We start from the raw sequence: 20,822 nt of genomic DNA, 5'->3' as shown, positions 1-20,822 counted from the left end.
TTCCTGTTTTCGCTACGCTCAAAATCGTCAAGACTACGCAACTCGACTCACTCGCAATTCATCTCAACACCTCCCTATCGGGTAGGTGTGAGCCTTCTTGCTGATTCAGGTAAGTTCGGGGCAATTCCAACAAGATGCAAGGGCAAATACCCTGTCTAACATCCTTCACCCAACCCACGGGCAACTGCCAGCCCGATGAAGCTCTACGGCGAGGTCAAAAGCAGCAAACTTTTGTGGGTCTGTTTTTACTTCTGGGAAATCTTTGGTGTTGGGGTTGGCGCGGAGATGTGGGTTTTGAATTAGAGCCAATCGCTGGTAATAGTAATGGATTAGTTCAGGCTTGCTTAGTTCACGTTCTAGCTTTTCTTTCGGGTTTTCCAATTCTAAAATTGGAGAGTTAACTTGATTTTTTGATTGGTTAATAGTAAGTATTTTGATTAAATAGTTTTTGATTGTCTATCCCAACATTAAAGCAACAAACCTGGAGTTGGTCGGAAAAGGCTAAAACTTCGATTTCTCGGAATATCTCGGATCATCCTTTGAGGCGATCGCTGCATACTGGGCTGTTTAACTTAAACTTTGCATGGGTTTGTCGATAATCCGCATAATGCTTCTTCTGGCGAATCACCAAAGGCATACTGATCAACAGTAGAATTGATGGCAATGTAGCAATCAATACTACCATCATCAAGGTGATAAGTACCAGGGTGACGGGGAACGACGAAATAAGTTTTTTCTGAGTCGTCAAAATGTTCTGGTGCTACCACCTCTAAAGCGATTCCAGCCTCCAATGCGAAAGCGTTAAATTGCTGTTCAAGACGATTATCAAGCACATGTTCTTCGTCTTCGATTTTGTTTTCGACTAAATGCAAAATCTCTCTTTCGCTAACCTTTGATCCATTTACAGCCAACCAAATTCTTCTCCAATTGGGTTCTCTTCGGTGAGGTTCAACTTGAATGGACACCTCCTTCCCGCAAATTGTTCGAGAACTACTTTTTAATGTTCCAAGAGCCTCAGACTTGAGAGATACAAACAAGTCTGAAATTTCTTGCCACTTGGCACATCCATTGAATTTTTTAAATTTCATGGCAACTCCTGGTTCTTAACTGCGAATTGTCAAAGCCCTGGAAACAACCGCCCCCACACCGAAGTTTCTGACCTTCACCACCAGCCTCAAACACACTGTTGAAACCCCGATGAAGAGCTTGTGTTTCCAGGGTGTTGATGGAGTGGATTATTCCATTTTTTGATAATCAGAAAATAAGCTATTCAACTTATTAACAAATTGACAATACAAACTTTTATTTTCATAAGTACCGCTAGAATTCTCCCATGAATTACAAAGCCTGGGATTAGTGATGGGTAAAATTAAAGCAGAGAAAGCAGCAATCAAAGGGACAAGTAATATTAGGTTCCGAGCATCAGTAATTAAGCCACCAACTTCGCTCAAAATAGGGAAATCGTATTGATGACGATGTGTAATTACTGGGTCTTTGGGTTGATGGTGGACGGGGGGCTGGTTTTGTAAGTTGACATTCGATGAAGTATCTAATTCTAGGATATTCTTTCTCAATACCTCAATTGCTGTAACCACGTCATCTATAGGCTGTCCATCTCTGGCATGAGCAACCAGTATTGCTTCCAAAATTATTAATCTTGACTTTGATGTTAGCAGTATGGGCATCCGTTGATTAGCTTGATTGATAAATTCTTGTTGTTCTTTCAGCAAATTGCTGGTTTCCAGATTATTTACCCATTGTTTCCGAATTAAAAGTTCACGCTCTTGAAGTTGAAAGCTTTGAGAAATACTATTAATCAGCTTCACAATGCTATTGGCAACCCTAGAAAAAGGGCTGAGTGGATGATTATTTTGATTTTGTTCTTGCATAAGGTTGGTTGAATTATAAATTGAAAAAAATAGAGCATCAACAACTGCTGATTGATGCTCTTCTCTGTTACTGGGCAAGAGCAAGCTCCGGCATTGGCAACCACTGACCATCGTGGTAAACAGCCCTACCCACGGGTGACTGGGATGCGATCGCTCTAATTCTCTCCGCACTCAGCCTGCAATCTTTGGGAAGAAAATCTGTACCCAGAAGATAGTTGTAAAGAGCAAGATTATCCTTGTGAACAATCAAAACTGGATTGAAGGACACCCAAAACTGTCGGCTAATTCCCGTTTCGCTGGCGAAGAAACTTGATCCAAGCAACCAAATATAGATACCCGCCGCATTCCCTAAGCACAAATAATTGATGATTTTATTCGCCAACCAAGTTCTGTTGTTTCTGTTTTGACCAAAAAAGTGAAAGATCAACGTACTCTCTGGTAAAACAAGTAATTTTTCACCTTCGAGAGACTCAAATTCAGTAAAACAGTGCCGTATCCACGCCACAAATTTTTCTACATCCGAATCTGTGACGACAGCAGAAGAGTCCTGAATCCACAAAATGTCAGCGCAAGAAGAGTATTGGCTTTTGCTGGAATAGGCTTTGATGTCGATTACATAAACCTTGAGGTTTGGTCGTTGTTGCTTGATACTTTTGATGGACTGATTAGCAAAAACATCTTTGCCAGCACAAGGCGCACCAATGAGCAAGTTGTGTTTAAGAGGGAGCGAAAGGTTAAGAACTGATTGCATATTGCTCTCCTGAAAATGTTAGTTTTGATTACTGTTCAAGCTACCGTCGAATTTATATTTGAGTGGCGAATTTTGAAGCAATCGTTCAATTCCCAAGCGCATTAATTCTGGTGGAATTCCTTCTAAGTTCAATTCATTTTGGATAAACTCATCAATTGTTGATGCTGTAGTTTTCTCTAAAAGAGCTAACAGATGTTGAGCTTGGCTTTTTGGTGTCCCTGATGAATTAGTTTCAGCCTCAAAAGATTGTTTATTGCTTGGTGTAGAATCAATAAACTTGTTAGTGTCGCGGTCATACCCAGAGAAGTTTTTCAATTGGGGCATAGGAAACCATTCATTGATACCGCCGTAATAAACGGCTCGACCTACAGGCGAACTCTGTGCAATCTGCATTACTTGAGTGGAAGTAATCTTGCGATCGCTCGGAATTAACTGTGTGGCGATCATGGCACTGTAAGCCGGGACATTATCTGGAGAAACCAACGCCACTGAGGTTAACTGAGATCGCAAACCCCCAGAAACACCCAAGTCGTCGGTGTGGGGATTTTGAACGACAATCCAGAAATGCCAGCCAGAGCTATCACCGCAAGAACAGTAAGAAATGATTTTGTCCTTGAGCCAACCAATTTCACCCTTGGCATTTTTGAACTTGGAACAAACAGCCGTGCCTTCATCGAGAATGATCAGCTTTGGGCCGGAGATTTTCTGGAACTCGGTAAAGCATTCTTTGACCCAACTGACGGCTTCGGCTGGAGACATTTCAACAATCTTGGCGCGTTTGAGGGTATCAACACGACCATTGAAGTAACCAGTTTCTTTTTCGTCACCTTTGGGGTCAATATAAAAGATATGTATGCCAGGATGTAGCCGCTTGATGGCATCGATGGCATTGCTAATGGTGATGCCCTTGCCGGAACCAGGGACACCAACCCACAGCATATTCGTAACTTTTCTGGCGATGTGAGCGATTAAGTCATATTCAGCATGGGGAGATTTTGTGTAAGTGGAAATTTCAGTATTAATAATGTGATCTATGGTGGAGGAAGCGGATGCTCCCGAATGCACAGGATAAATCTCATCCTGATTAATTTGTGGTGTTAATGCTTGTGTTGTTTGAGAGACTGGAGTTGGTAACTGCGTAAACCGCGCAGGAGGGATACCTAAATTCTGGGGCTTGGTTGCTTGCTGAATTGCTGTAACTTGTTGATAGTTCACTCTGGGGTCGATAGTAACTTGCGCCAAATGCCCAGATAGCTGCTCAGTAGTAGGGAACTGCCCTTTAAGTTGAATAAACCAGTCCAACAACCAACGGTAGGCATAAAATCTTTTTCCAGGCTCAACGGCATTCAGGTATTCGCACACAACATGAGAACATTGCTTGAGCATGGCGAACTCGTATTTCTCCATTGGCTCTAAGTGCAGCATTAACTCGGCAAGCTCATTTTGGTTAGCAAAATATTCTTCCCTGGCAACACTATCACCCATAGCCGAAAGGAAACTGAGGAAGTCGCCACGAATGAATGGAATCGGTGCAAATTGATGAGTATCGTTTAAGTCTTGGACAATTGACCAGAGATAACCAACTCCGGCAACAACCGCACCAATAGGAGCAAGGGGAGATGTGGCATAGCAAACCGCACCAACCGCAGATGTGGCCAAGGTGATGAACTTAGCGAGATTCATTTCATTGCGTTCGTCTGTTGCCCGAACTAACAACTGGTCTTGGCGTTCTTGCAACCAAGAGGCGATGTTACCAGCTTCCAAATACTCAATGCTGGGATAATCGCCACGTAATTGTGCCGTTTCTTGAGTTCCAAGCATTGGTATGGGTGATTCCATTTTTCTTGTCCTAGTGAAGTCTTATCGTGTGGGTTGCAGGGGGGCAGGGTGCAGGGTGCAGGGGGGAGTAATTAACGTTTTATAATCCAAGGTGATGGATTGTTAATGATGGTGACTAGAATGCTGAGAATTCGGTTATATGTAGAGTAAAGCTCTCTAGCTGCTTCAGCATTGAGGTAATTACATTTGACAGCAAACTTCAACCATGTCTGGGTTTCTGCGGCTTCTGCCTCACTTTATAGGCAGGGGAGATTGGGAGCAGGGAGCAGGGGGAGATTTGAAAGTTGTTTCCCTTGCTCCCTGCCCCCTGCCCCCTTGCCTCTTGTTCTCCATGCCTCCGCCATGTTTGCACAAACAGAACGTGATGATCTCCGAATTTGATCAGTTAATGAGTATCTTTCCTCAACTGGGAAAGTTTTAGAAAGCTCAAAAATTCGCATAGCTACATCAAACGCCAGTTTATAAACTTCTAAATCTTCGTGACTTTTAATAGGTTGTTTTTCCATCTCCCCTGCTCCCTGCTCCCCTCCCTATTTAGTAAGTTTCCAAATGCTGTAACCAATTTCTCCTGCTGCCATTGACACAATGTTGTAAACAATGCAAGCCAGGACTATGAGTGGATTGGTGTATTTAAAAGGCCATCTCCCAACGAATGTGGTAGTGATATCTAAAAACCAGAAAAATAAAGCAATCAATCCACCTGCGTAACGCTCTTTCATGCCGGCCCGCTTATAATCGCCCCACAAAGCAACTGTTAGATCGATATTTCCGGTGGGTTTAGTGCCGAGTGTGTATTGTTTTGATTCCTCAAACTCATTTTTGGCACTAGCCGGATCTTTACCGCGCAGAGTCTTAGCTTCCATCACTTGCACGAGTGCAGAGATGCCAAAACTAATCCAAAACAAAACATTAAATGGCAGTTGTAGCCAACCTATCCAACCAATCCATTCGGGTTCAAACCAGGGGAAAATCGGTTTTCCTTGAAATAAAACCTGCCAAATACTATCAGTTGAAAGTAATGTGCCAATCCAAAAACCGATTGCCCCAACTAGCTTATAACCAGATGTGCCGGGAGTGACAAATTGAGCAACAATATACGAAACAAACAGGACTGGCAATGATACCAGAGTCACAATCCATTGAGCTAATAGTTCTAAAATGTCACTGCCATTTTTTTTTGTCTGGGTTTGTGGGTATGGCTCCCGGTTGGATTGTGAATTAGTATCTTTTGGAGTGAGGTATTTCATACTAAAAGTTTTCGATAAAGTGAAGGATTTTTTGCTCTAAAACGTAAGCAATTAAATTGAATAAAAAACATTGATTCATTGAGACTGTAGGAAATATTTGATGAGCTATTACATTAACGCCAAGGTTAAGCAGGGGGAGAGAAAAGAACAAGAAAATAATTTACAATCTATTCCTCCCCTGCCGCCCTTGCCCCCTGCTCCTCATCTTCCCCTGCTTCCCCTGCTCTCTTTTTAACAGCACAAATCGGTAAATCAATTAGAAGAATCTTGATACAGTGGCGAATTTTTACAGGCATTTTTAAATCGATATTTCCATTTCCACTGCCTTTGTTCAATCCGTCCAACACATTTACCAGTTGAGTCATAAACAAAAACGATTTCATCTTCTAAATAACCTGTAGTGTTAGGTCTGGGGTTAAATCGTTTGGAGTCCAAATAATCGTTGATTCGCAACTTCTTGAAAGAGGGCATCACTCCCAGTTCATTAATTTTGTCGGCGGTCGCTGCCCTTTGCTCGGCTTTAATGCGTTCTAGTTCTTCTGATTCTCTGATGGTGATGCCACTGTTGTAAGTTTTGAATTGCGCTGGCAGTTGGGACAACCAAGGACTAATGATTAACCCCATTCCCAGTAATCCCAATAAAGCTTGTTTCTGGTATTTCATTACCAAATTAGTTTGAAACTGGGGCGTATTCATCCAGCAGTTTGCTGAAATTGTCGATAGTATTTGCGATTGGTTCGTCCTTGACTACTATTTCTTCAGCCTGATTCACCACACCTTCTGGTTCGAGTTGAGGAGTTTCAAAACCGACAGCATTTAATATTTCACGTTCTAGACACATGAGTACCTCTTACTGTCTAACTTGAATTTGTTCTGTACTTGTCTGGTTTGGTGCATTAGTCACACGAATGTAAACAGACAATCCAACACACACCATAAAGAAAATAATTGAGAAGCCCAACCAATTTTGTTGAAATAATTTCTGTATTAAGCTGGGGATTGGAGTTGTTTGCTCAACAAAGAGCGTGTCAAATTTTTCATGTCCTGAATCGTTGTTGGTTGAGTAGACTTTTTTTCGGGTGTTGGGACTCCTATTTCATCCAAAAATGCTTTCGGGTCAAAACCAGAGGTCGCACTATTGGTGAGCGTTTGAACTTCTTGTCTAATTTCTTGGGCAGTTTTCAGTCCGTAGTCTTGAGTGATACGTTGTCTGATTTCGGGGTTCTTCGCTAACTGATAGATAAATGCTACTTCCTCCAATCCCGCTTGTGTTTGTTGCTGTAAACTCTCAACATCAAGCTCACTCTTGATTTGGTTGAATAGTTCTTGTTCAAATTGATGAACAGCTAATGCTTTAGCTACAGCCTTACCTGCCACAATGTCCAAGAACGCTTTGAACGTTTCGCGGCTGACTCCTTCAATCTGCAATTGTTCGCTTACACTTTCTATGGCTTGGGTCTGTATATTCGCCAAATTACTACCACCTCCCAATAGCTTCGATTGATCTAGGGTTTTCTGCGCTAGGTTGAACAGCCTCTCTAAGCGATCGCTCACCTCCACATCAAACTCTTCGCCGTCTGGATCAATACTTGGGTCTGTTTTAGCCAACTCTTGCAACCCAGCAAGGATTTTCTCTGAAGGATAACTGGCACTTAATAACTCAAATAATTCTTGGCGGGTGAATGTATCTTTGTTAGACATTTTGTAAATCTCCTGTTAACGGTTTTGTAAATCTAATTTGTTCGACTTCAAACTCTTTGCGGCTGTACTGGGCTTTATTTGTCGCCACAATTGCTTTAGCTAGATTCAATTTATTTGTTCCTTGAGCTAAACCATCAAAGATTTCTCCGACTTTTCCCACTACCCAAACTTGGTAAGGAAGAATTGGTGACGCTCTGAGGCTGTATTGTTCTGCAAAGTTCTTCATCTGTATTTGTGCCAGTTTATACTGAGCTATCGTTTCTGCTACTTCTTCCCAACGTCCCCAAGTTCGATAGCAAATGCCCAAAATTCTCAAAGATTTGGCATTCGTCATGGGTAAAACTAGGGGATTTAATGCAGAATCTGTGTTTTCTTGATTAAAAAGTGCTTCTCTCCATGATTGATTCATTCTAGGTAGTCAATAGTCAAATTAAGTTGGTCAATACCCGTGTCAATATCCGTGTCAAATTGATATTACTTTCACAGTTAACAAACAGTTTGTTAACTGTTAATTGACCTTGCTCTTTTATAATAAAAAACCTGCCATCAGCAGGCTGGAAAAAATCGTGACAATTTCGTGACAAAAATTTCCGCTATTCCTCAAAAAAAATGGCGTAGTTAATTCTGCCTAATTGCTCCCACTCTTTATCTAACCTTTTTAAGTTCCAACGGACATATTGAGGTGTATTATTTACCCAATTACGAATTGTGCGTGGGTCACGCTCAAAAAATGTGGACAACATTCCTTTAAGTTTTTGCTCGGTTTCTGTGTCGTTACCCGCCCATTTATTTAAGAAGTCTAGGAGGTTCATTTTTCTTTTTTCTCCTTTGTCTTATTTGTCTGATATTCCTCAAGACAAAGCTCTAAAAAATTTGGCTAACTAATTATATTAATAATACTGTACTAATCCAGTAAATAAGTAGTTGTTTAGAAATACTCTTCTTGTACAGTATGATGAAAACACAGAACTCAAGAGTCAGTTTCTACAAGAAAGTAGAGCTACACCCGCTATTAATTCTGTATCAAATACAGAAAGCTAAACGAGCTACTGCTGGAGCGATTCGTTTTAGGTAAAGTTCTTGATTCTGACTTATGCCCAACTGCTTATTAGATAATTTATTTTCTATGCCACGCTCTGGTTATCAAAATGTTTCACTCAAAGATGAAGTCCTAGCTTTACTCGATACTTTGCCCGGTAGCAGTAGACCAGAAAAATTAGAGCGCATGATTAGAAGTACCAACGATGCTTTGCTGCGAGTTGGTTCACTTCCCGATGAACCACCTGAAGCTGTTATCCAGTATGTGCTTGACCAAATTCCTTCTTGGAACCAAAATTCTGTGTTGGAGTTAGCCATCGCTTTGCTCAAGCATCTGCAACTTGGAGAACAATTTCATGAATAGCTAAGGAGATAGTAATCGAAGTGGAAAGCATGAACCTGAGCGAGGATAACTGATTGATTTTACTGTTATGAGATCGCGCCACACCCGAACAAATTGAGCAAATGCTCGAAGAACACAAGTTCTACATTAAAACGGCAGTAGATATTGAGCGTCGAGTATTAGCTGGTGGTGGTGATCTGCACGCTGATTGTGAAAAAGAGTTGTTGAAAGATGGTAGTAGGCAGCAAGATATTTGGGCTGCTAGTTTTATGCCTAGCACGGGAAGAATTATTTACGAGTCGATGGTCAACCTCCGCCCACGCCAGAATCGTAAAATGGAAATACTTGACCCCAACATTAGGGAAAGAGTCGCTCAACTGATTAACGAGTTTCTGGGAGATTTATGATCGAGCCAACACCAGAGCAACAACTCTTCATGAAAGATGATGTTTCCACCCGCTTACATCATTTGGCAAGTCACTTGTCGCAAATTCAGTCTTTCTGGACTCAAAACTCATCAAAGGATTTAATGCTGCCTCTGGTAAAAGAAAGTCGGTATTTTATTGAGTGGACTGTACCTGACATGGTGAAAGCGGATGACATTGACCGGGCTTGTGAATTGGTTGATTTAGTTCGTTTACTGACTAATTGGTTATTCCATTGGGACGAAATATGGTCTGATGCCCAACAAAAACAAGCTGCGGCTGTTGCAACTGGGGATTGGTTGCATCGGGTTTTGGAAATAGCTGATACAGAACCAGAACCACTAAATGCTTAATGTTAGGGTAATCAATTAAGGCTTGCTGAACTTTTCGTGATCTGGGCAAGTACTCTCCTCTACTCCTTGTGGATGAATTGCACATACAATCTGCACCCCTCCATATTCCAGACCATGAAAATTGCGACACCCTCTGCAAGGTTTTGGTATTGCTTGAAGCCTTTGCTCTCTAGTTCTGTCGATCTCTTCATCGACTTGATATTTGAAAAAACGGTTGAGGGCGGCTGCTTGTAATGCAGTTCCACCTAGCATGAAAGATATAGCTGCAAACCAAGTCTTTGCACCTTCTCCCTTGATTACTCCTTTAATACCGATAATGCTACCAATGACTAATACAATTGCTCCACAAGCAGCCATAAAAAGGTTTAGATATTTAAGCTTTAACATTTTGGCTCTCCTATTGGGTTCCATCAAAATCCAGGCATCCATTCAACAAAGCACTACCTAAAACTCCCGAAATACATACCAACATCCCACCTAAACAAATGTTCTTCCGAGCTTGCCAGTTATAGTGACTGATAATGCTAGAACTCGAATTAGCTCCGATAATTTCAAATCCCCAACAACCTAAAGCACCAATTCCCAAAAATACTGTGCTTAACAGGCAAACAATACCTACTGATAGCAATGCGTTTTCAACAACATCTCTTGCTCTTGAACGTTTGATGTAGCGATATCGAATCACAATCAGGCTTGGTTCGTCGTACTTCGCTAGATATTCCTGGGTTAACTTTTGATTGCGGTTGTTCATACTTACTCCTATAAAGAAAAAAATAAGACAGCAACAGCTGTCTTATAAAAAACTAGAATTAGCGAGAGCTAACAGTTGCTCTTTGCCCCACAACATAATTCATCCATGCTTGAATAGCTTGAATTTCATCAGTACCAGAAGCGATCGCTCCTAACACCTGCTGCTGATACGAACTGGTGGCATGATTTGAATCAACCTTGTCAGCAGCCCACGACAAGCAAATGTCCCTCACCAGCTTATCGACCACAGCCACACTCAGTTGACTGGGAGCCGAAGCATCCTGAAATTGCAACCATTCTTTGATTAGATCAATAGGGTAATTTGTCAAAGTGCGGACTTGTTTGACCCGTAAATCTTGGGGATGTATCGCAGCTGGTTTTGTCGGTGTTGGAGCAGGCTGTTGTACAACGGAGCGATCTCGTTCATCCTCGTCTAAATCATATTTAGGACGGGTGAATAATCTTGATTGAATCTGCTGTAATAGTCCTGCCCAATCGGCATTAGCGTCCCAATCTCTACGGATTTTGGTCTTGGTTAAAGCATCATATAACCCGCAGAACACGACGTTTTCCTCTCCGGGATTAGCAACAATTGTTAGAGGTCTAGAGAAGTCTTCTACAATTGATGCGGCGAGTAAGAAAGACTTAGTAAAATTAGTCTCAATTCCGCTTCTGACGATATATAAATCATCTGCAAAGACAACAATATCTAATTTAATATTGTCCTTGCCTTTGAAATCTTTACCAGTCAACCTTAACTCGCTCAAATAACCTGTTAATGCTCTTTCGGCTACTGGAGTCTTTTTATCAAGACTAACATCATAGTTATACCAAGCATAAGCTTGACCATCAATTTCTAATTTGTTGACATACAGGTAAATAGGAAGTGGTGGATTACCTAAGCCTAGTTTGATTTCAGTGTTCATTAGAATTTCTCCAGTTCATCAGTAGTTGTTTCTTTAACGGGTTGTTTGTACATTCGAGCTTTGTTCATTTGATGTGATGATGCCTTAATTAATGGCATTGCTGCTTTTTTTACAGATTCCTTGGCTTGTTCAAAAAGAAACTGTGTTGCTCCATCTGCGTCTTCTTCTGGGTCTATTTGACCCCATAATGAGCAGCCTACTTCTACTGATTCAAAATCACCCAGATTAAATTTTCGGTGATAGGTTACAGAAATAGTTTTGATTTCCATTAGTCTAATTTCAAATGTTCAAAAATTATTAGCAAAGCGGCTATTATAGGTTATGAATAAGGCTGATTAATTTATGCTAGTACAACATCAGATATTAGAATATTTGGAATTTGAGAAACTAGCATAGTAATCTATAATTTATTATTGTAGCTGTTTCCAACTATAAATCGTTAGAGCTTCTAGGCTTTCCCATCAAAAATTAGTGATAAATTAGCGATTAATTCTTGCTCATCTGGAGTTAAATTATCTAAGCTTTGAATTATGGCGTTATACCAATGACTGATTAGGTCAAGAATATTTTGTCTAAATACGTTATTTTCTGGTAATGCCAATAATTCACATATAGCTTGGCGTTGTATTTCTCCTTTACCTAAAAGCCGGAGCCAAAGAGTATCGGGTGTAATCGGTAAAGAGTCAATTGCCACTATCGCTGTTCTATAGATGGGTGGCAAAAAGTATATGCCACAAGGCCAATCTTCTTTTAAGCGACCACCAAAACCATCAAGCAAATCTATAGAAGCTGATGGAACTAAAATGCGTGAACTTGGCAGTTTATCTTCCTCTAAAGGTAGATTATTTTGTTTAGCCTGAGACTGCAACAGTGCTAAAACACTAAAGAGTTTGCGAATGCAATTCAATACTTCATCTTCATCAATTAGGTCACAATAAACATTTAAAGCACAATCGCTTTGAGCAATTCTGGCAAGTAATCCTAACTCGGAATTTGACAGGACGAATCCCGAATTAGGAAAAAACAGAACAATTGCTTGTTCTTGCTCATGTTCTATTTGTTCTGGACTAACCTCTACATTTCCAAATCCTGAAAGTAATTCCTGCAAATACTGTTTGGCAAATTGGCTATAAAATCTTAGGGTCATTTTGCTATTTAAATTAAGCGAACTGGACAAGGAATATTTTGTAACAGCTACGAGCAATCAACAATTTCTTTTTTAGTCTAAGTGAGGGGGTTAACACCGCAGTCCTAATCAAACTTAAACGTATTACAGTCTTAACAACCTATTGCTTGTCAAAACTCCTCAATTATTTAAGTAGCGATCGCTCTTTGTACAGCGATCGCTTTTTCTGTGTAAACCAAGGTGACTGTTTTATAAATAGCAGTTGTTCTGTTGATGAAATAACTGCGATCGCTCGACTAACAGGCTTACCCCCAGAAGCAGTACAACAGTTACAGCAGCAGCAAACCATAATTTATTTACCCAAGTCAAAATATTCTCAATCCGAGATTGCAATGATGGTGGTAGCCAACCACTGGGACGAGTTCTATTGAGAAATCGCGCTTTGCGATAACGTGTTTTACGCGATCGCCTGGAACCTCTTAACTGCCTTCTTGATAGAAGTGCTTCTCTAATTTGAAACCCACGATGGGTTATCTCACAAGCAAATACACATCTGGCGGTATTTTCTTGCAGTATAGTCATTCCTGTGGTGCGGCTACCTGGGTCAATTTTTACCCGATGTGGATGTGTGACTGATTTTTCTAAAACTCTATCCTTGATAAGAATCGTAAATGGATAACGTTTATAGACCGCAGCCCTTCCCTTCTGCAATAACTCCCTTGCCCTTGCTGGATGGCACGGGTCAAGTGGTTGCTTGTTTTTATCTAAGACGAAAACGTACATTACTGTTACCTCTTACCTTGCGGTAGTAAAGTTTGCCTCGCCCAGATATCATGGCTTGTTCGGCTCAAAACACTGCTTGGTTCCCGTCCTTGCTGTTTAATTTTGAGCGACAGTTGCCCAGAACTGGCACGCATCCTGGGGTGTCGTGACCGTAATATCGTTTACCCGTAGGTGAGCTGGTCAATGTAGGCTTTTACAAGCCCCCACTAGAATCTGCAAAGATTTAGCGGCGGGTCATTGACAGCCAGTGTTCGTAACTTCCACCAATTCCCGATCTACGAGTGCTTGAATTACTTCTCTAGAAAATTTGATGTTGTACAACGGAACAGAACCACCACAACAACGGAGGGAATGCAGTAAATTTGCAGCAGTTAAATCAGAGGCATTCTTACGTGATTTAGCCATTTGTAGTACCTTTTTGATAGAGGTTAATTAGCCTTAATTACGCTGCAATGTTTTTGTCATCAGCCATACTTGCAGCCAGAAGGAAATCATCGAGTGCCACTGCTGCGTTCAACGGTTTGGTGTAATGGTTCTCGTCTACTTCGTTTGTCCAATGCGTGATGTGTTGAAAAACCAAACCCAGCATTGATTCACCCTTGTAAACGCGGTAGATTTTCGGGCGAAACCCGTTGCAGTAAACCAGCGTGTAACCAGGAATTTCAATTAACTCTGCGTTTGGATGATTCGGGGGTAAAAGTATCGGTTCGCAGCATTCACCCCAGTCGGGATCTTGAACGAATGACATAGCTATTTCGTGCCATGATTTTTCTATCGTTTTCGTTGTATTGGCGATCGCTGTTGAGTGAACAGCAATCGCCTTTTCTACGTTTGGTACTAAGCTGCTACTGCTTGTCTAACCCCTAATAATGCAATCGCCACATCAATATCGATAGCCGTGCGACTGCCCCCCAACTGACTGCACCTGCTGTACCATTTGCCTTCAAGGTTGCAGCCAAGGAAGCCTACACGCTGGCGGTTGAAGTATAGAGTAGTGCTGAAGGAAAGCCAGTCAATCTCTCCGTGAGTTAAACCGTATTTCTGACAAGCGGTTTCTAATTCTTCGCTCAGACGATCGTTGCGTTCTCTGGGGGTTTCGGGTAGGGTGGCTTTAACTTCTGCAACTCTTTTGGCGAACCAGTTGCGGTCGAATGGTAGTCGTCCACCATTCACCAATTGCACCCATACGGTGATACCACCTTCTATCCAGATAGTGCGGACGGATTCGGGGTCTACTTGGATAATCTCGGCAATGATGCGACGGTCACGAGATGTTAGGGGGTCTGCGGTTGGGGCGATAGTTTGGGCTTGGGCTTCGAGGTGGTTGTAAAATTCTGCTTGTGCTGAGGTTTGCTCATCAACACAATATTCTTGCTGTGTATGAGTTATATGCGTCATAATAGAATCTCCATTCACTTGGATAAAGGGCGATCGCTTTGTTTACCAGACAGGGGCGATCGCCTTTGACTTTTTACAAACTAACGTTGTGGTTTAGCACAACGCACTCATCAAAATTTGGCGTAGCCGTATTAAAACTCAAACCCAGTGGTATTTGAGTATTACCAAGATAGACACAGATGTTTGCAAAAGCTCAACTATTGATGGCTCTTGTTTGTGGTGGAGTCTTGGTTGTAATGAAGTTTTCAAGGTTCAAGGAGCTATGGTTGCAAACTCTTTAGCTGTTTAATTGCTGGTAATTTGCTTTGCTCTATACCCTTAATATTAGTACTTCTATTGGTAGTAGTCAATAAGGTAGTAGTTGCTTTCTGATAGAGATTTGTAATACTACTATTGGTTGTACATAAGCTTTTTAAATACCAATAGGTGTAAGCCCTATGTGTTTACAACCATTGGTAGTACCCCTTATAATAGGAGCATTATTTGGAGAGGATGATTGTGTTTATTGCATTAAAAAAATTGCGAGAGGCTGCTGGCCTTTCTCAAAACGACCTAGCTAGAAAAACTGGGTATAGTCCTCAGTTCATCCAAAAAATTGAACAAAATAAGGTTAAGTCCCTAACCTTAGAAGCGGCAGCCAGATTTTGTGAAGCTCTTGATTGCAAGCCTGGAGACTTACTTGAGGAGGGTGAGCCACCAAAGAAATTAGCAATTGACAAAGGGATTGCTTTAAATCCTCCTTTAGCAAAAGACGGATCTCACAGTAACAAAAGAATATCGGATAAAACTTCTGAACTTGATCTACTGAAAGCAGCCTAAAAATTGAGAGCGACCGCCGCCGACCAAGCTATGCGATCGCTTACTCAGATTGTTGGGCAACAAAGTGAGCTAAATATAATGCTGACACAGTTTTAGTTAAACCTGACGATCAGTATCAGTGTTCACTTTGGTTGAATTGCATTTTCTGTCTTTTTTTGTGCATTTACCAAGCGTGGGCAATAATCATGCTGACACTAGACCGCGAACAAACATCAGCAACCAGCTACAGCCTTCTCAACAGCAGCATTAAAGAAACGTTCACTGCCATTAACAGATTTGAATGGCAAGCAGTTGATGAAATTCTCGAAATGCGAGATCAACAACTGTATCGTGAAGCTGGCTACAAAACTTTTGAGGAATACTGCCAAGCTGAGTTATCCGCTTGGGGTGGATACCGACGCATTAACCAACTGTTAGGGGCTAAAAAAGTTAAAGATACAGCCGATGAATTGGGCGAACACATCAAAAATGAGCGTCAAGCCCGTTCACTGCTACGTTTGGTCAAAGAACCAGACAAGCTAAAGGCTGCTGTTGCGATCGCACTTTCTGAAAACCCTACCCCCAGTGAATCAGACTTTGCATCTGCGGCGAACATTGTGGTTCCTCGACTGCCACGGCAAAAAACTCAGGAACCAGTGGTTCCTAAAATTGTAGAACCAGTGGTTCACCAAAATCAGGAACCAATGGTTCTTAAAACCAACACAGTCAAAGTTACCTCACCAGCACACCTCCGTTTTGGTGAACAAGGAACCATTGAAGCAGACGCACCGAACCCCAAACAGCAGATTGTCACCTTTGAGGATGGTGAGAGAGAACTGGTGAACAATGCCGATTTGAGTAATAGCGCAATTGAGTCATTTAGCACCGAAAGAACTTACCCCAAAGAGTACGCCGAAGCGATCGCCCAACTCAAACAGCAGCACCAACAGGAATTGGAACGGCTGGAACAGGATTTGAGGATTGGGTTATTGTCAGAAGCAACTACCCAAGCCCAGCAACAGGTACAAGAACAACTGACCGCTTTACAAAACCTGTTTCAGCAACAGAAACAAGAAAACATCCAGCTACAGCAACGCATGAACGAGTTGGAAGGCTTGAGGCAGTTAGAACTTGAAAATCATCGTCTAAAAGGGCGTATTCAAGAATTGGAACGTGCTGTAGAAGAACGCCCTACAAGAAAGGAAAAGGGGCAGGGAGCAGGGAGTAAGGGAGAAAAACGTCCCCTTGTCACCCTGCACCCTGCCCCCATGCCTCTTATTGACCTGCGATCGCTTGCCGAAGAACCACCCAAGGAAAACGCCCAAGAGTGCTTACGGCTCATGGGTATAGCTTTGGGTAATCTGGCCAGTGCTATGAACAACACCCAAGCTCTGCAAGCTGCGGCGTTAATTTTAGGGAGTGAGCCAACCCCGCAAGCGATCGCATATCGAGCCGAACAGCTACAACTACTACCCCAAGCAGTAAGCGATATTCGGGCTGTGCTTGCCAAGCCTGGATGTAGTTGGTGGGACTATTTAGAAGTGGCTACAGAGTATGAGGTTATCAAAGCCGACTACTGGGCAGAGTTAACCCCACAAGAAGCAGAGTTAATCACTGCCCTCGAAAAAACCGCATCTTCTCAAATTACGGAACCAATGGTTCCTGAAGAAACTGTTACCGAGTCTGGTTCTTCTGATGACGAAGTGATTGGGCTGGGTTCTATCGTCGCCCATGCCGACATTTACTGTGCTTTGTACAACGCTAAAGGTGAAGTTATTGAAGACATGGGTGATGAAGTCTGGGTAGCTTGGAAGCATTGGCAAGACAAACCCAAGAAGACTGATCGCTATTTCAAGAACGAGTTGAGGTTCTGGCAAGAAACAACCAATCAATTCAAAATTTAAAATTCAAAATTCAAAATTAACTTTGCATTTTTAATTTTGCATTTTGAATTCACAAAGCGGCATTGCAACTATGTCGCTCGTATTGTCATGCTTAAATTTAGGAGAAAATATGACTACAGCATTAAAGGCAATCAAAGGTGGCCAAAATAAAGGCAACCACAAACAACCCACAGAAGAAAAACCGATTCGACCTCACTGCAAAATCTCGATTGAGGACATTAACTGGATAAGACAGCAACCGCCCTGTGTGCAGCAGCTATGGTTGGACTCAGTTGCAGCAGAACAATTTGGTGGGTCTGCTCACAAGCTGGATACGAATCTCACCTATAAGTCGCTACAAAAGGCAGGTGCAGCGTTGACGGCTCAGGGCTTGTTCCAGTATGAGGAAGTGTTTGGCCGATTACCATCTGGTAGACCTGGGCTGATTGGCTACCGTGTCCGTAACTTGCACGGTTATTACAATCGCTTTTACTGGGAATCGTCTACGTCCGGTGAAACCAATTCTTGTGACGAGAAAGCTGTCCATACCGGGAAGGAAATCAACCACACCAGGAGGAACCAAAACCACCCCGAAGTGAAACAAATCCAAGCTGATTTGGATCATTTCCAAAAAAATGGTCAAAAAAGTGAGGAATTGCAAGGGTTCCAGAAACCTAACAACGTTTCTAACTACCCCTTAACTACCTACCAACAACCAACTAAGGTTGTTGGTAAGGTAGTTGGTTCTTCCACGCAAAACAAAAATTTGTGTGTTGATGAGACGGCGATCGCACCCTTGGGGGGTGCATCGCCTCAAACTGTCCTTGGCGTGGAAGAAGAGAAAGAGTTACCTGCGGTAACGGACTGCACGACGCTGACGCTTGTAGAAGCTGTGCCGAGTCAATCCGCTTCGTTGTCTGTAAAAAACGAGGATTTGGGTAAGGATGCGATCACTCCTCATGAAGACAAATTTTCCGCCGCGCCCGTCGCTATAAATTTTGAAAATCTCAGTCAGTCCCAGAACCAAGCTCAACCGAGTCAATCTGCTTCCTTGGTAGAAAAGAACCAGGAATTGGGTGATGAGCCGGGAACCAATCATGAAGACACAATTTCCGCCGCCCCTGCCGAGTCGAATTTACCAGCACAGGAACCAAAAGCCCATTCTGTTCGCGCAGCGTCTCGCAGAGAAGGTGTTTGTGCTGTGGCAGCTGACTCTGATCCTGAAAAATGGTCTTATGAAGCAGTCGTTGAGCGTTCTAAGGCTCGGCCTTGGCGTATGGAAAAACTGAAGATGGCAGAACTATTATGTGAAAATCCAGGGGATGATTTTCTGATGGAATGCTGGGCAGATGACCCTGCTTTGAGGATTGTGATTAAGAAACTGGTGGTGAAGTGTCCGCAATGGGGGCTTGTGGCGGCGGATGGGGTGCTGCTGAGGTGGGATGAGTAGCAAGCAGCTATCGATTAGTGGCATATTTCAGCAATCGTTCCCACTCCCAACGCCATGCTGTCTCTACCGTGATTTCTTTGCCGTTAGTGAATTTGATAAACTCTGTGCCTTCATCATAAAAAACATCAGCAACGAGGCGATTGCGGACATCGTAACCCCACATTTTAGCTGCTGAATTCCACCACCTCTGACCCGGCGATTCTAGATTTGGTAGTTCCAGGTATTCATCACGCCATGCTTTTGGTTTCCATTGCTCCCGTAAAGCACTAGCCAAAATTGCGTTTGGAAAATATTGCTTTCCATTCCTTTGCAACCACAGCACATACTCAATTGTTCTTCTGAGTGCATCCTCTAACCCGTAAGTGCAGCCTTCTAAAGCGTTTTGAACTTCTTCAAGTGAAAAGTTAACGCTAAGACTGACTAACGCTCGTTCATATTTTTTGAATATCTCGTATTCAACGGAGTCTTTTTTCCAGAACCACACAGTTAATTTATCCTTCAAAATTGACTGAGTAACTTATATTTTATTAAATTTTGACAGTTGGCTGGATGTTAACTATATGTAAAGTCATTTTGAGAAGAATAGTTTCGCCATGTAATATTTTCAGGGTTTTAACTCTTTTAAGTTAATTGTTTACTCGGCTACAATGATACTTCATAAAAAAATAGGAATTTACAAATGCTAAATTTAGCTCAGGTTACTATTGGAGTAAAAACATCTGGTTTGATTGAAATTAAGTTAATTGCGTTGTCGTATATAGGGGTAGCAATCATTTATTTAATTTTGATGATAGGATGGCTTGTTTCAAGAAAAAATTCTCTAACAAACTCAGCTTTAGTAATTTATGTTATCCAAGGAATAGCAGTACCTATTGTAATTTTGATATCTGGGATAATATTAATGATTCAGGGTTGGCGTTTAGACCCAGTTATGCAATTTCAGCAGTTTTTTTTATTATTGCTAATTATTTATCTAAGCTTTAGAGATATTATATTCAATCTAATTTTGAGAATTAGATAAAGTGATAATAGACAAATAATTATGCTTCCAAGCTAAGGGGAAAATCAATTCGCCCAGTCAACAGAAGTAGCGTTTGTATTGCAACAGTTACGAAAAATACCCTGTACACCCCAGTTTCGGCTCAATACAGAGATTCAGCGTACGGCCAAGCGGTACTGGGAAAATGTGCCAGGGGCGATCGCCTATTTGAAAGAAGCATTGCGGACTTGGAAAGAGGTTAAATCACCCGAAGCCGTGTTTGTGGCTGCTTGTAAGGAGGGGAGGAAGCCGGAGGTGCAGCAGGACAAGCCTGGAGCGATCGCTTGGTTTGAGTGGGCGAGGAAAAACAGGATTGTGATTGCGATGTCGGGTGAGATCGTGTATACGCCGGATGGGGAGGCGGTTGCGATTGCGGAGATGATGCGGCGGTGTCCGGTGATTGAAGATGGCAAAACAACTGCGCGAAAATCCAGGGGATGATTTTCTAATGGAATGTTGGGCGGACGACCCAGCGAGTGCGGATTGTGATCAAGAAACTGGTGGCGAAGTGTCCGCAGTGGGGTTTTGTGGCAGTAGAAGAGATGCTAGTGAAGTGCGGTTGTGGGTAATAATCCTTATTATTTGTTGAAGTAAAAAGATACTTGTACTTACACTTACACCTAAAAGATTTGTGTATAAGTATAAAATCGCTTGATGATTAACCATTTAGTATAACTTAAATCACTTAAGTGTGGTTAGTGGTGCGGATTTAAATATCACAAGCAGACATCTCATTTCTCCTCTTTTGACCCGTCATCATTTTCAGTTTCATTATGCTCTTGTGCTTGGTAATCATCAAACAATGCAAATAATTTATCCAAAGCATCGCGTTCATCTGCTGAGTAAAACAGTATTAAATTGGCCCATGTATGATGTGTTTTAACAGGACAGATTTCTCTTAGCCACTCTAAAAAATCATCAAACTCTATTTCCTCTTCAGTTTTAGTAAATCCAAGATTTATTCGTGCTATTTCATAACCTTGAAGAAATGAGTGAAAATCAAAAATGCTTTTCCTACTTAAATATAAAGCTGGTCTTCTTTTAATTTCTTGTAAAAGTTCATAAAAATTCACTTTTAAACTC

29 protein-coding genes and 2 pseudogenes are annotated in these 20,822 nt (G+C 41.9%); 8 read left to right on the top strand and 23 right to left on the bottom strand.

What is annotated here, in order from left to right; genetic code table 11:
- Window positions 1-165 precede the first annotated feature (165 nt).
- The 12 genes and pseudogenes from H6G28_RS29270 to H6G28_RS29215 form a co-directional block, all read right to left on the bottom strand.
- The gene (locus H6G28_RS29270; RefSeq protein WP_190594530.1) at window positions 166-381 is read right to left on the bottom strand and encodes a hypothetical protein; all 216 of its coding nucleotides are present in this window, start codon (window positions 379-381) and stop codon (window positions 166-168) included.
- A 191-nt stretch (window positions 382-572) separates the two neighbouring features.
- The gene (locus tag H6G28_RS29265; protein ID WP_190594529.1) at window positions 573-1,088 is read right to left on the bottom strand and encodes a hypothetical protein; all 516 of its coding nucleotides are present in this window, start codon (window positions 1,086-1,088) and stop codon (window positions 573-575) included.
- A gap of 147 nt (window positions 1,089-1,235) precedes the next feature.
- Entirely contained in the window at window positions 1,236-1,889 is a 654-nt protein-coding gene (locus H6G28_RS29260; protein WP_190594528.1) for a hypothetical protein, read from the bottom strand.
- 67 nt (window positions 1,890-1,956) lie between these two features.
- Window positions 1,957-2,640, bottom strand: coding sequence for a hypothetical protein (locus H6G28_RS29255; RefSeq protein WP_190594527.1), 684 nt, complete (start codon window positions 2,638-2,640; stop codon window positions 1,957-1,959).
- 18 nt (window positions 2,641-2,658) lie between these two features.
- Complete coding sequence (locus tag H6G28_RS29250; protein ID WP_190594526.1) at window positions 2,659-4,479, bottom strand: hypothetical protein; 1,821 nt, start codon at window positions 4,477-4,479, stop codon at window positions 2,659-2,661.
- 71 nt (window positions 4,480-4,550) lie between these two features.
- Window positions 4,551-4,985: pseudogene (locus H6G28_RS29245) on the bottom strand (four helix bundle protein).
- A gap of 24 nt (window positions 4,986-5,009) precedes the next feature.
- Window positions 5,010-5,726 carry a hypothetical protein gene (locus H6G28_RS29240; RefSeq protein ID WP_190594525.1) on the bottom strand — a complete coding sequence of 239 codons (717 nt, stop codon included), beginning with the start codon at window positions 5,724-5,726 and terminating at the stop codon, window positions 5,010-5,012.
- Between the two features lie 252 nt (window positions 5,727-5,978).
- Window positions 5,979-6,389, bottom strand: a complete 411-nt coding sequence (locus H6G28_RS29235) for a hypothetical protein (RefSeq protein ID WP_190594524.1) — start codon at window positions 6,387-6,389, stop codon at window positions 5,979-5,981.
- 7 nt (window positions 6,390-6,396) lie between these two features.
- Window positions 6,397-6,567 carry a hypothetical protein gene (locus H6G28_RS29230; RefSeq protein ID WP_190594523.1) on the bottom strand — a complete coding sequence of 57 codons (171 nt, stop codon included), beginning with the start codon at window positions 6,565-6,567 and terminating at the stop codon, window positions 6,397-6,399.
- Between the two features lie 146 nt (window positions 6,568-6,713).
- Window positions 6,714-7,427 (bottom strand): hypothetical protein, encoded by a 714-nt coding sequence (locus H6G28_RS29225; RefSeq protein ID WP_190594522.1) that lies wholly within the window; start codon window positions 7,425-7,427, stop codon window positions 6,714-6,716.
- The gene (locus H6G28_RS29220) at window positions 7,420-7,836 is read right to left on the bottom strand and encodes a hypothetical protein (protein WP_190594521.1); all 417 of its coding nucleotides are present in this window, start codon (window positions 7,834-7,836) and stop codon (window positions 7,420-7,422) included. Before H6G28_RS29220 ends, H6G28_RS29225 begins: the two co-directional genes overlap by 8 nt.
- A gap of 184 nt (window positions 7,837-8,020) precedes the next feature.
- Entirely contained in the window at window positions 8,021-8,239 is a 219-nt protein-coding gene (locus tag H6G28_RS29215) for a hypothetical protein (RefSeq protein WP_190594520.1), read from the bottom strand.
- Between the two features lie 281 nt (window positions 8,240-8,520).
- On the opposite strand from H6G28_RS29215, the gene H6G28_RS29210 reads away from it, so the two are divergent.
- From H6G28_RS29210 to H6G28_RS29200, 3 genes and pseudogenes are all read left to right on the top strand, one after another.
- On the top strand, window positions 8,521-8,829 hold the full coding sequence (locus H6G28_RS29210) for a hypothetical protein (RefSeq protein WP_242048675.1): 309 nt from the start codon (window positions 8,521-8,523) through the stop codon (window positions 8,827-8,829).
- Window positions 8,830-8,903: 74 nt separating this feature from the next.
- Window positions 8,904-9,215 (top strand): annotated as a pseudogene (locus tag H6G28_RS29205) (DUF5674 family protein); the annotation flags it as partial.
- Window positions 9,212-9,586, top strand: a complete 375-nt coding sequence (locus H6G28_RS29200; protein ID WP_190594518.1) for a hypothetical protein — start codon at window positions 9,212-9,214, stop codon at window positions 9,584-9,586. The pseudogene H6G28_RS29205 and the gene H6G28_RS29200, both read left to right, overlap by 4 nt.
- A 15-nt stretch (window positions 9,587-9,601) precedes the next feature.
- Here the strand turns inward: H6G28_RS29200 and H6G28_RS29195 are convergent, their stop codons facing one another.
- From H6G28_RS29195 to H6G28_RS29155, 9 genes are all read right to left on the bottom strand, one after another.
- A complete protein-coding gene (locus H6G28_RS29195) occupies window positions 9,602-9,973 on the bottom strand; it encodes a hypothetical protein (RefSeq protein ID WP_190594517.1) in 372 nt (123 codons plus the stop codon).
- A gap of 10 nt (window positions 9,974-9,983) precedes the next feature.
- A complete protein-coding gene (locus H6G28_RS29190; protein WP_190594516.1) occupies window positions 9,984-10,337 on the bottom strand; it encodes a hypothetical protein in 354 nt (117 codons plus the stop codon).
- Window positions 10,338-10,395: 58 nt separating this feature from the next.
- Window positions 10,396-11,262, bottom strand: a complete 867-nt coding sequence (locus tag H6G28_RS29185; protein WP_190676195.1) for a hypothetical protein — start codon at window positions 11,260-11,262, stop codon at window positions 10,396-10,398.
- Complete coding sequence (locus H6G28_RS29180; RefSeq protein ID WP_190676193.1) at window positions 11,262-11,531, bottom strand: hypothetical protein; 270 nt, start codon at window positions 11,529-11,531, stop codon at window positions 11,262-11,264. Before H6G28_RS29180 ends, H6G28_RS29185 begins: the two co-directional genes overlap by 1 nt.
- A 179-nt stretch (window positions 11,532-11,710) precedes the next feature.
- Window positions 11,711-12,409 carry a hypothetical protein gene (locus tag H6G28_RS29175; protein WP_190676191.1) on the bottom strand — a complete coding sequence of 233 codons (699 nt, stop codon included), beginning with the start codon at window positions 12,407-12,409 and terminating at the stop codon, window positions 11,711-11,713.
- A gap of 228 nt (window positions 12,410-12,637) precedes the next feature.
- Window positions 12,638-13,171: an RNA-guided endonuclease IscB gene (gene iscB / locus H6G28_RS29170; protein WP_190676189.1), complete on the bottom strand. Its 534-nt coding sequence runs from the start codon at window positions 13,169-13,171 to the stop codon at window positions 12,638-12,640.
- Between the two features lie 234 nt (window positions 13,172-13,405).
- Window positions 13,406-13,576, bottom strand: coding sequence for a hypothetical protein (locus H6G28_RS29165; protein ID WP_190676187.1), 171 nt, complete (start codon window positions 13,574-13,576; stop codon window positions 13,406-13,408).
- A gap of 37 nt (window positions 13,577-13,613) precedes the next feature.
- Complete coding sequence (locus H6G28_RS29160; RefSeq protein WP_190676185.1) at window positions 13,614-13,919, bottom strand: hypothetical protein; 306 nt, start codon at window positions 13,917-13,919, stop codon at window positions 13,614-13,616.
- 89 nt (window positions 13,920-14,008) lie between these two features.
- Entirely contained in the window at window positions 14,009-14,569 is a 561-nt protein-coding gene (locus tag H6G28_RS29155) for a hypothetical protein (RefSeq protein ID WP_190676183.1), read from the bottom strand.
- 492 nt (window positions 14,570-15,061) lie between these two features.
- Between H6G28_RS29155 and relB the strand changes: the two genes are divergently transcribed.
- The 3 genes from relB to H6G28_RS29140 all read left to right on the top strand — a co-directional run bounded on the left by relB (window position 15,062) and on the right by H6G28_RS29140 (window position 18,700).
- Window positions 15,062-15,388 carry a type II toxin-antitoxin system RelB family anti-toxin gene (gene relB, locus H6G28_RS29150; RefSeq protein WP_190676181.1) on the top strand — a complete coding sequence of 109 codons (327 nt, stop codon included), beginning with the start codon at window positions 15,062-15,064 and terminating at the stop codon, window positions 15,386-15,388.
- A gap of 185 nt (window positions 15,389-15,573) precedes the next feature.
- On the top strand, window positions 15,574-17,271 hold the full coding sequence (locus tag H6G28_RS29145) for a hypothetical protein (protein ID WP_190676180.1): 1,698 nt from the start codon (window positions 15,574-15,576) through the stop codon (window positions 17,269-17,271).
- Between the two features lie 109 nt (window positions 17,272-17,380).
- Complete coding sequence (locus H6G28_RS29140) at window positions 17,381-18,700, top strand: hypothetical protein (protein WP_190676178.1); 1,320 nt, start codon at window positions 17,381-17,383, stop codon at window positions 18,698-18,700.
- 7 nt (window positions 18,701-18,707) lie between these two features.
- Here H6G28_RS29140 and H6G28_RS29135 read toward each other — a convergent pair whose 3' ends face one another.
- A complete protein-coding gene (locus tag H6G28_RS29135; RefSeq protein WP_190676176.1) occupies window positions 18,708-19,184 on the bottom strand; it encodes a hypothetical protein in 477 nt (158 codons plus the stop codon).
- 195 nt (window positions 19,185-19,379) lie between these two features.
- Between H6G28_RS29135 and H6G28_RS29130 the strand changes: the two genes are divergently transcribed.
- Together H6G28_RS29130 and H6G28_RS29125 are read left to right on the top strand one after the other, a co-directional pair.
- Window positions 19,380-19,721, top strand: a complete 342-nt coding sequence (locus H6G28_RS29130) for a Ycf66 family protein (RefSeq protein WP_190676174.1) — start codon at window positions 19,380-19,382, stop codon at window positions 19,719-19,721.
- A gap of 78 nt (window positions 19,722-19,799) precedes the next feature.
- Window positions 19,800-20,180: a hypothetical protein gene (locus H6G28_RS29125; RefSeq protein ID WP_190676201.1), complete on the top strand. Its 381-nt coding sequence runs from the start codon at window positions 19,800-19,802 to the stop codon at window positions 20,178-20,180.
- Window positions 20,181-20,470: 290 nt separating this feature from the next.
- Here H6G28_RS29125 and H6G28_RS29120 read toward each other — a convergent pair whose 3' ends face one another.
- Window positions 20,471-20,812 (bottom strand): hypothetical protein, encoded by a 342-nt coding sequence (locus H6G28_RS29120; RefSeq protein ID WP_190676172.1) that lies wholly within the window; start codon window positions 20,810-20,812, stop codon window positions 20,471-20,473.
- Between the last annotated feature and the right edge of the window lie 10 nt (window positions 20,813-20,822).

It is taken from the genome of Nostoc sp. FACHB-190 (assembly GCF_014696905.1).
GTDB lineage: Bacteria > Cyanobacteriota > Cyanobacteriia > Cyanobacteriales > Nostocaceae > Nostoc_B.
The sequence above is the reverse complement of the archived record's forward strand: the minus strand, read 5'-3'. Positions and strand labels throughout refer to the sequence as shown.

Excerpts from the sequence above, each read along its gene's own strand:
- H6G28_RS29190 (WP_190594516.1), bottom strand. The coding sequence starts at position 10,337 with ATGAACAACCGCAATCAAAAGTTAACCCAGGAATATCTAGCGAAGTAC.
- H6G28_RS29175 (WP_190676191.1), bottom strand. The coding sequence starts at position 12,409 with ATGACCCTAAGATTTTATAGCCAATTTGCCAAACAGTATTTGCAGGAA.
- H6G28_RS29220 (WP_190594521.1), bottom strand. The coding sequence starts at position 7,836 with ATGAATCAATCATGGAGAGAAGCACTTTTTAATCAAGAAAACACAGAT.
- H6G28_RS29230 (WP_190594523.1), bottom strand. The coding sequence starts at position 6,567 with ATGTGTCTAGAACGTGAAATATTAAATGCTGTCGGTTTTGAAACTCCT.
- H6G28_RS29130 (WP_190676174.1), top strand. The coding sequence starts at position 19,380 with ATGCTAAATTTAGCTCAGGTTACTATTGGAGTAAAAACATCTGGTTTG.
- H6G28_RS29225 (WP_190594522.1), bottom strand. The coding sequence starts at position 7,427 with ATGTCTAACAAAGATACATTCACCCGCCAAGAATTATTTGAGTTATTA.
- H6G28_RS29240 (WP_190594525.1), bottom strand. The coding sequence starts at position 5,726 with ATGAAATACCTCACTCCAAAAGATACTAATTCACAATCCAACCGGGAG.
- H6G28_RS29200 (WP_190594518.1), top strand. The coding sequence starts at position 9,212 with ATGATCGAGCCAACACCAGAGCAACAACTCTTCATGAAAGATGATGTT.
- H6G28_RS29265 (WP_190594529.1), bottom strand. The coding sequence starts at position 1,088 with ATGAAATTTAAAAAATTCAATGGATGTGCCAAGTGGCAAGAAATTTCA.
- H6G28_RS29215 (WP_190594520.1), bottom strand. The coding sequence starts at position 8,239 with ATGAACCTCCTAGACTTCTTAAATAAATGGGCGGGTAACGACACAGAA.
- H6G28_RS29250 (WP_190594526.1), bottom strand. The coding sequence starts at position 4,479 with ATGGAATCACCCATACCAATGCTTGGAACTCAAGAAACGGCACAATTA.
- H6G28_RS29140 (WP_190676178.1), top strand. The coding sequence starts at position 17,381 with ATGACTACAGCATTAAAGGCAATCAAAGGTGGCCAAAATAAAGGCAAC.
- H6G28_RS29255 (WP_190594527.1), bottom strand. The coding sequence starts at position 2,640 with ATGCAATCAGTTCTTAACCTTTCGCTCCCTCTTAAACACAACTTGCTC.
- iscB (WP_190676189.1), bottom strand. The coding sequence starts at position 13,171 with ATGTACGTTTTCGTCTTAGATAAAAACAAGCAACCACTTGACCCGTGC.
- H6G28_RS29180 (WP_190676193.1), bottom strand. The coding sequence starts at position 11,531 with ATGGAAATCAAAACTATTTCTGTAACCTATCACCGAAAATTTAATCTG.
- H6G28_RS29195 (WP_190594517.1), bottom strand. The coding sequence starts at position 9,973 with ATGTTAAAGCTTAAATATCTAAACCTTTTTATGGCTGCTTGTGGAGCA.
- H6G28_RS29260 (WP_190594528.1), bottom strand. The coding sequence starts at position 1,889 with ATGCAAGAACAAAATCAAAATAATCATCCACTCAGCCCTTTTTCTAGG.
- H6G28_RS29210 (WP_242048675.1), top strand. The coding sequence starts at position 8,521 with ATGCCCAACTGCTTATTAGATAATTTATTTTCTATGCCACGCTCTGGT.
- H6G28_RS29155 (WP_190676183.1), bottom strand. The coding sequence starts at position 14,569 with ATGACGCATATAACTCATACACAGCAAGAATATTGTGTTGATGAGCAA.
- H6G28_RS29165 (WP_190676187.1), bottom strand. The coding sequence starts at position 13,576 with ATGGCTAAATCACGTAAGAATGCCTCTGATTTAACTGCTGCAAATTTA.
- H6G28_RS29160 (WP_190676185.1), bottom strand. The coding sequence starts at position 13,919 with ATGTCATTCGTTCAAGATCCCGACTGGGGTGAATGCTGCGAACCGATA.
- H6G28_RS29235 (WP_190594524.1), bottom strand. The coding sequence starts at position 6,389 with ATGAAATACCAGAAACAAGCTTTATTGGGATTACTGGGAATGGGGTTA.
- relB (WP_190676181.1), top strand. The coding sequence starts at position 15,062 with ATGATTGTGTTTATTGCATTAAAAAAATTGCGAGAGGCTGCTGGCCTT.
- H6G28_RS29145 (WP_190676180.1), top strand. The coding sequence starts at position 15,574 with ATGCTGACACTAGACCGCGAACAAACATCAGCAACCAGCTACAGCCTT.
- H6G28_RS29185 (WP_190676195.1), bottom strand. The coding sequence starts at position 11,262 with ATGAACACTGAAATCAAACTAGGCTTAGGTAATCCACCACTTCCTATT.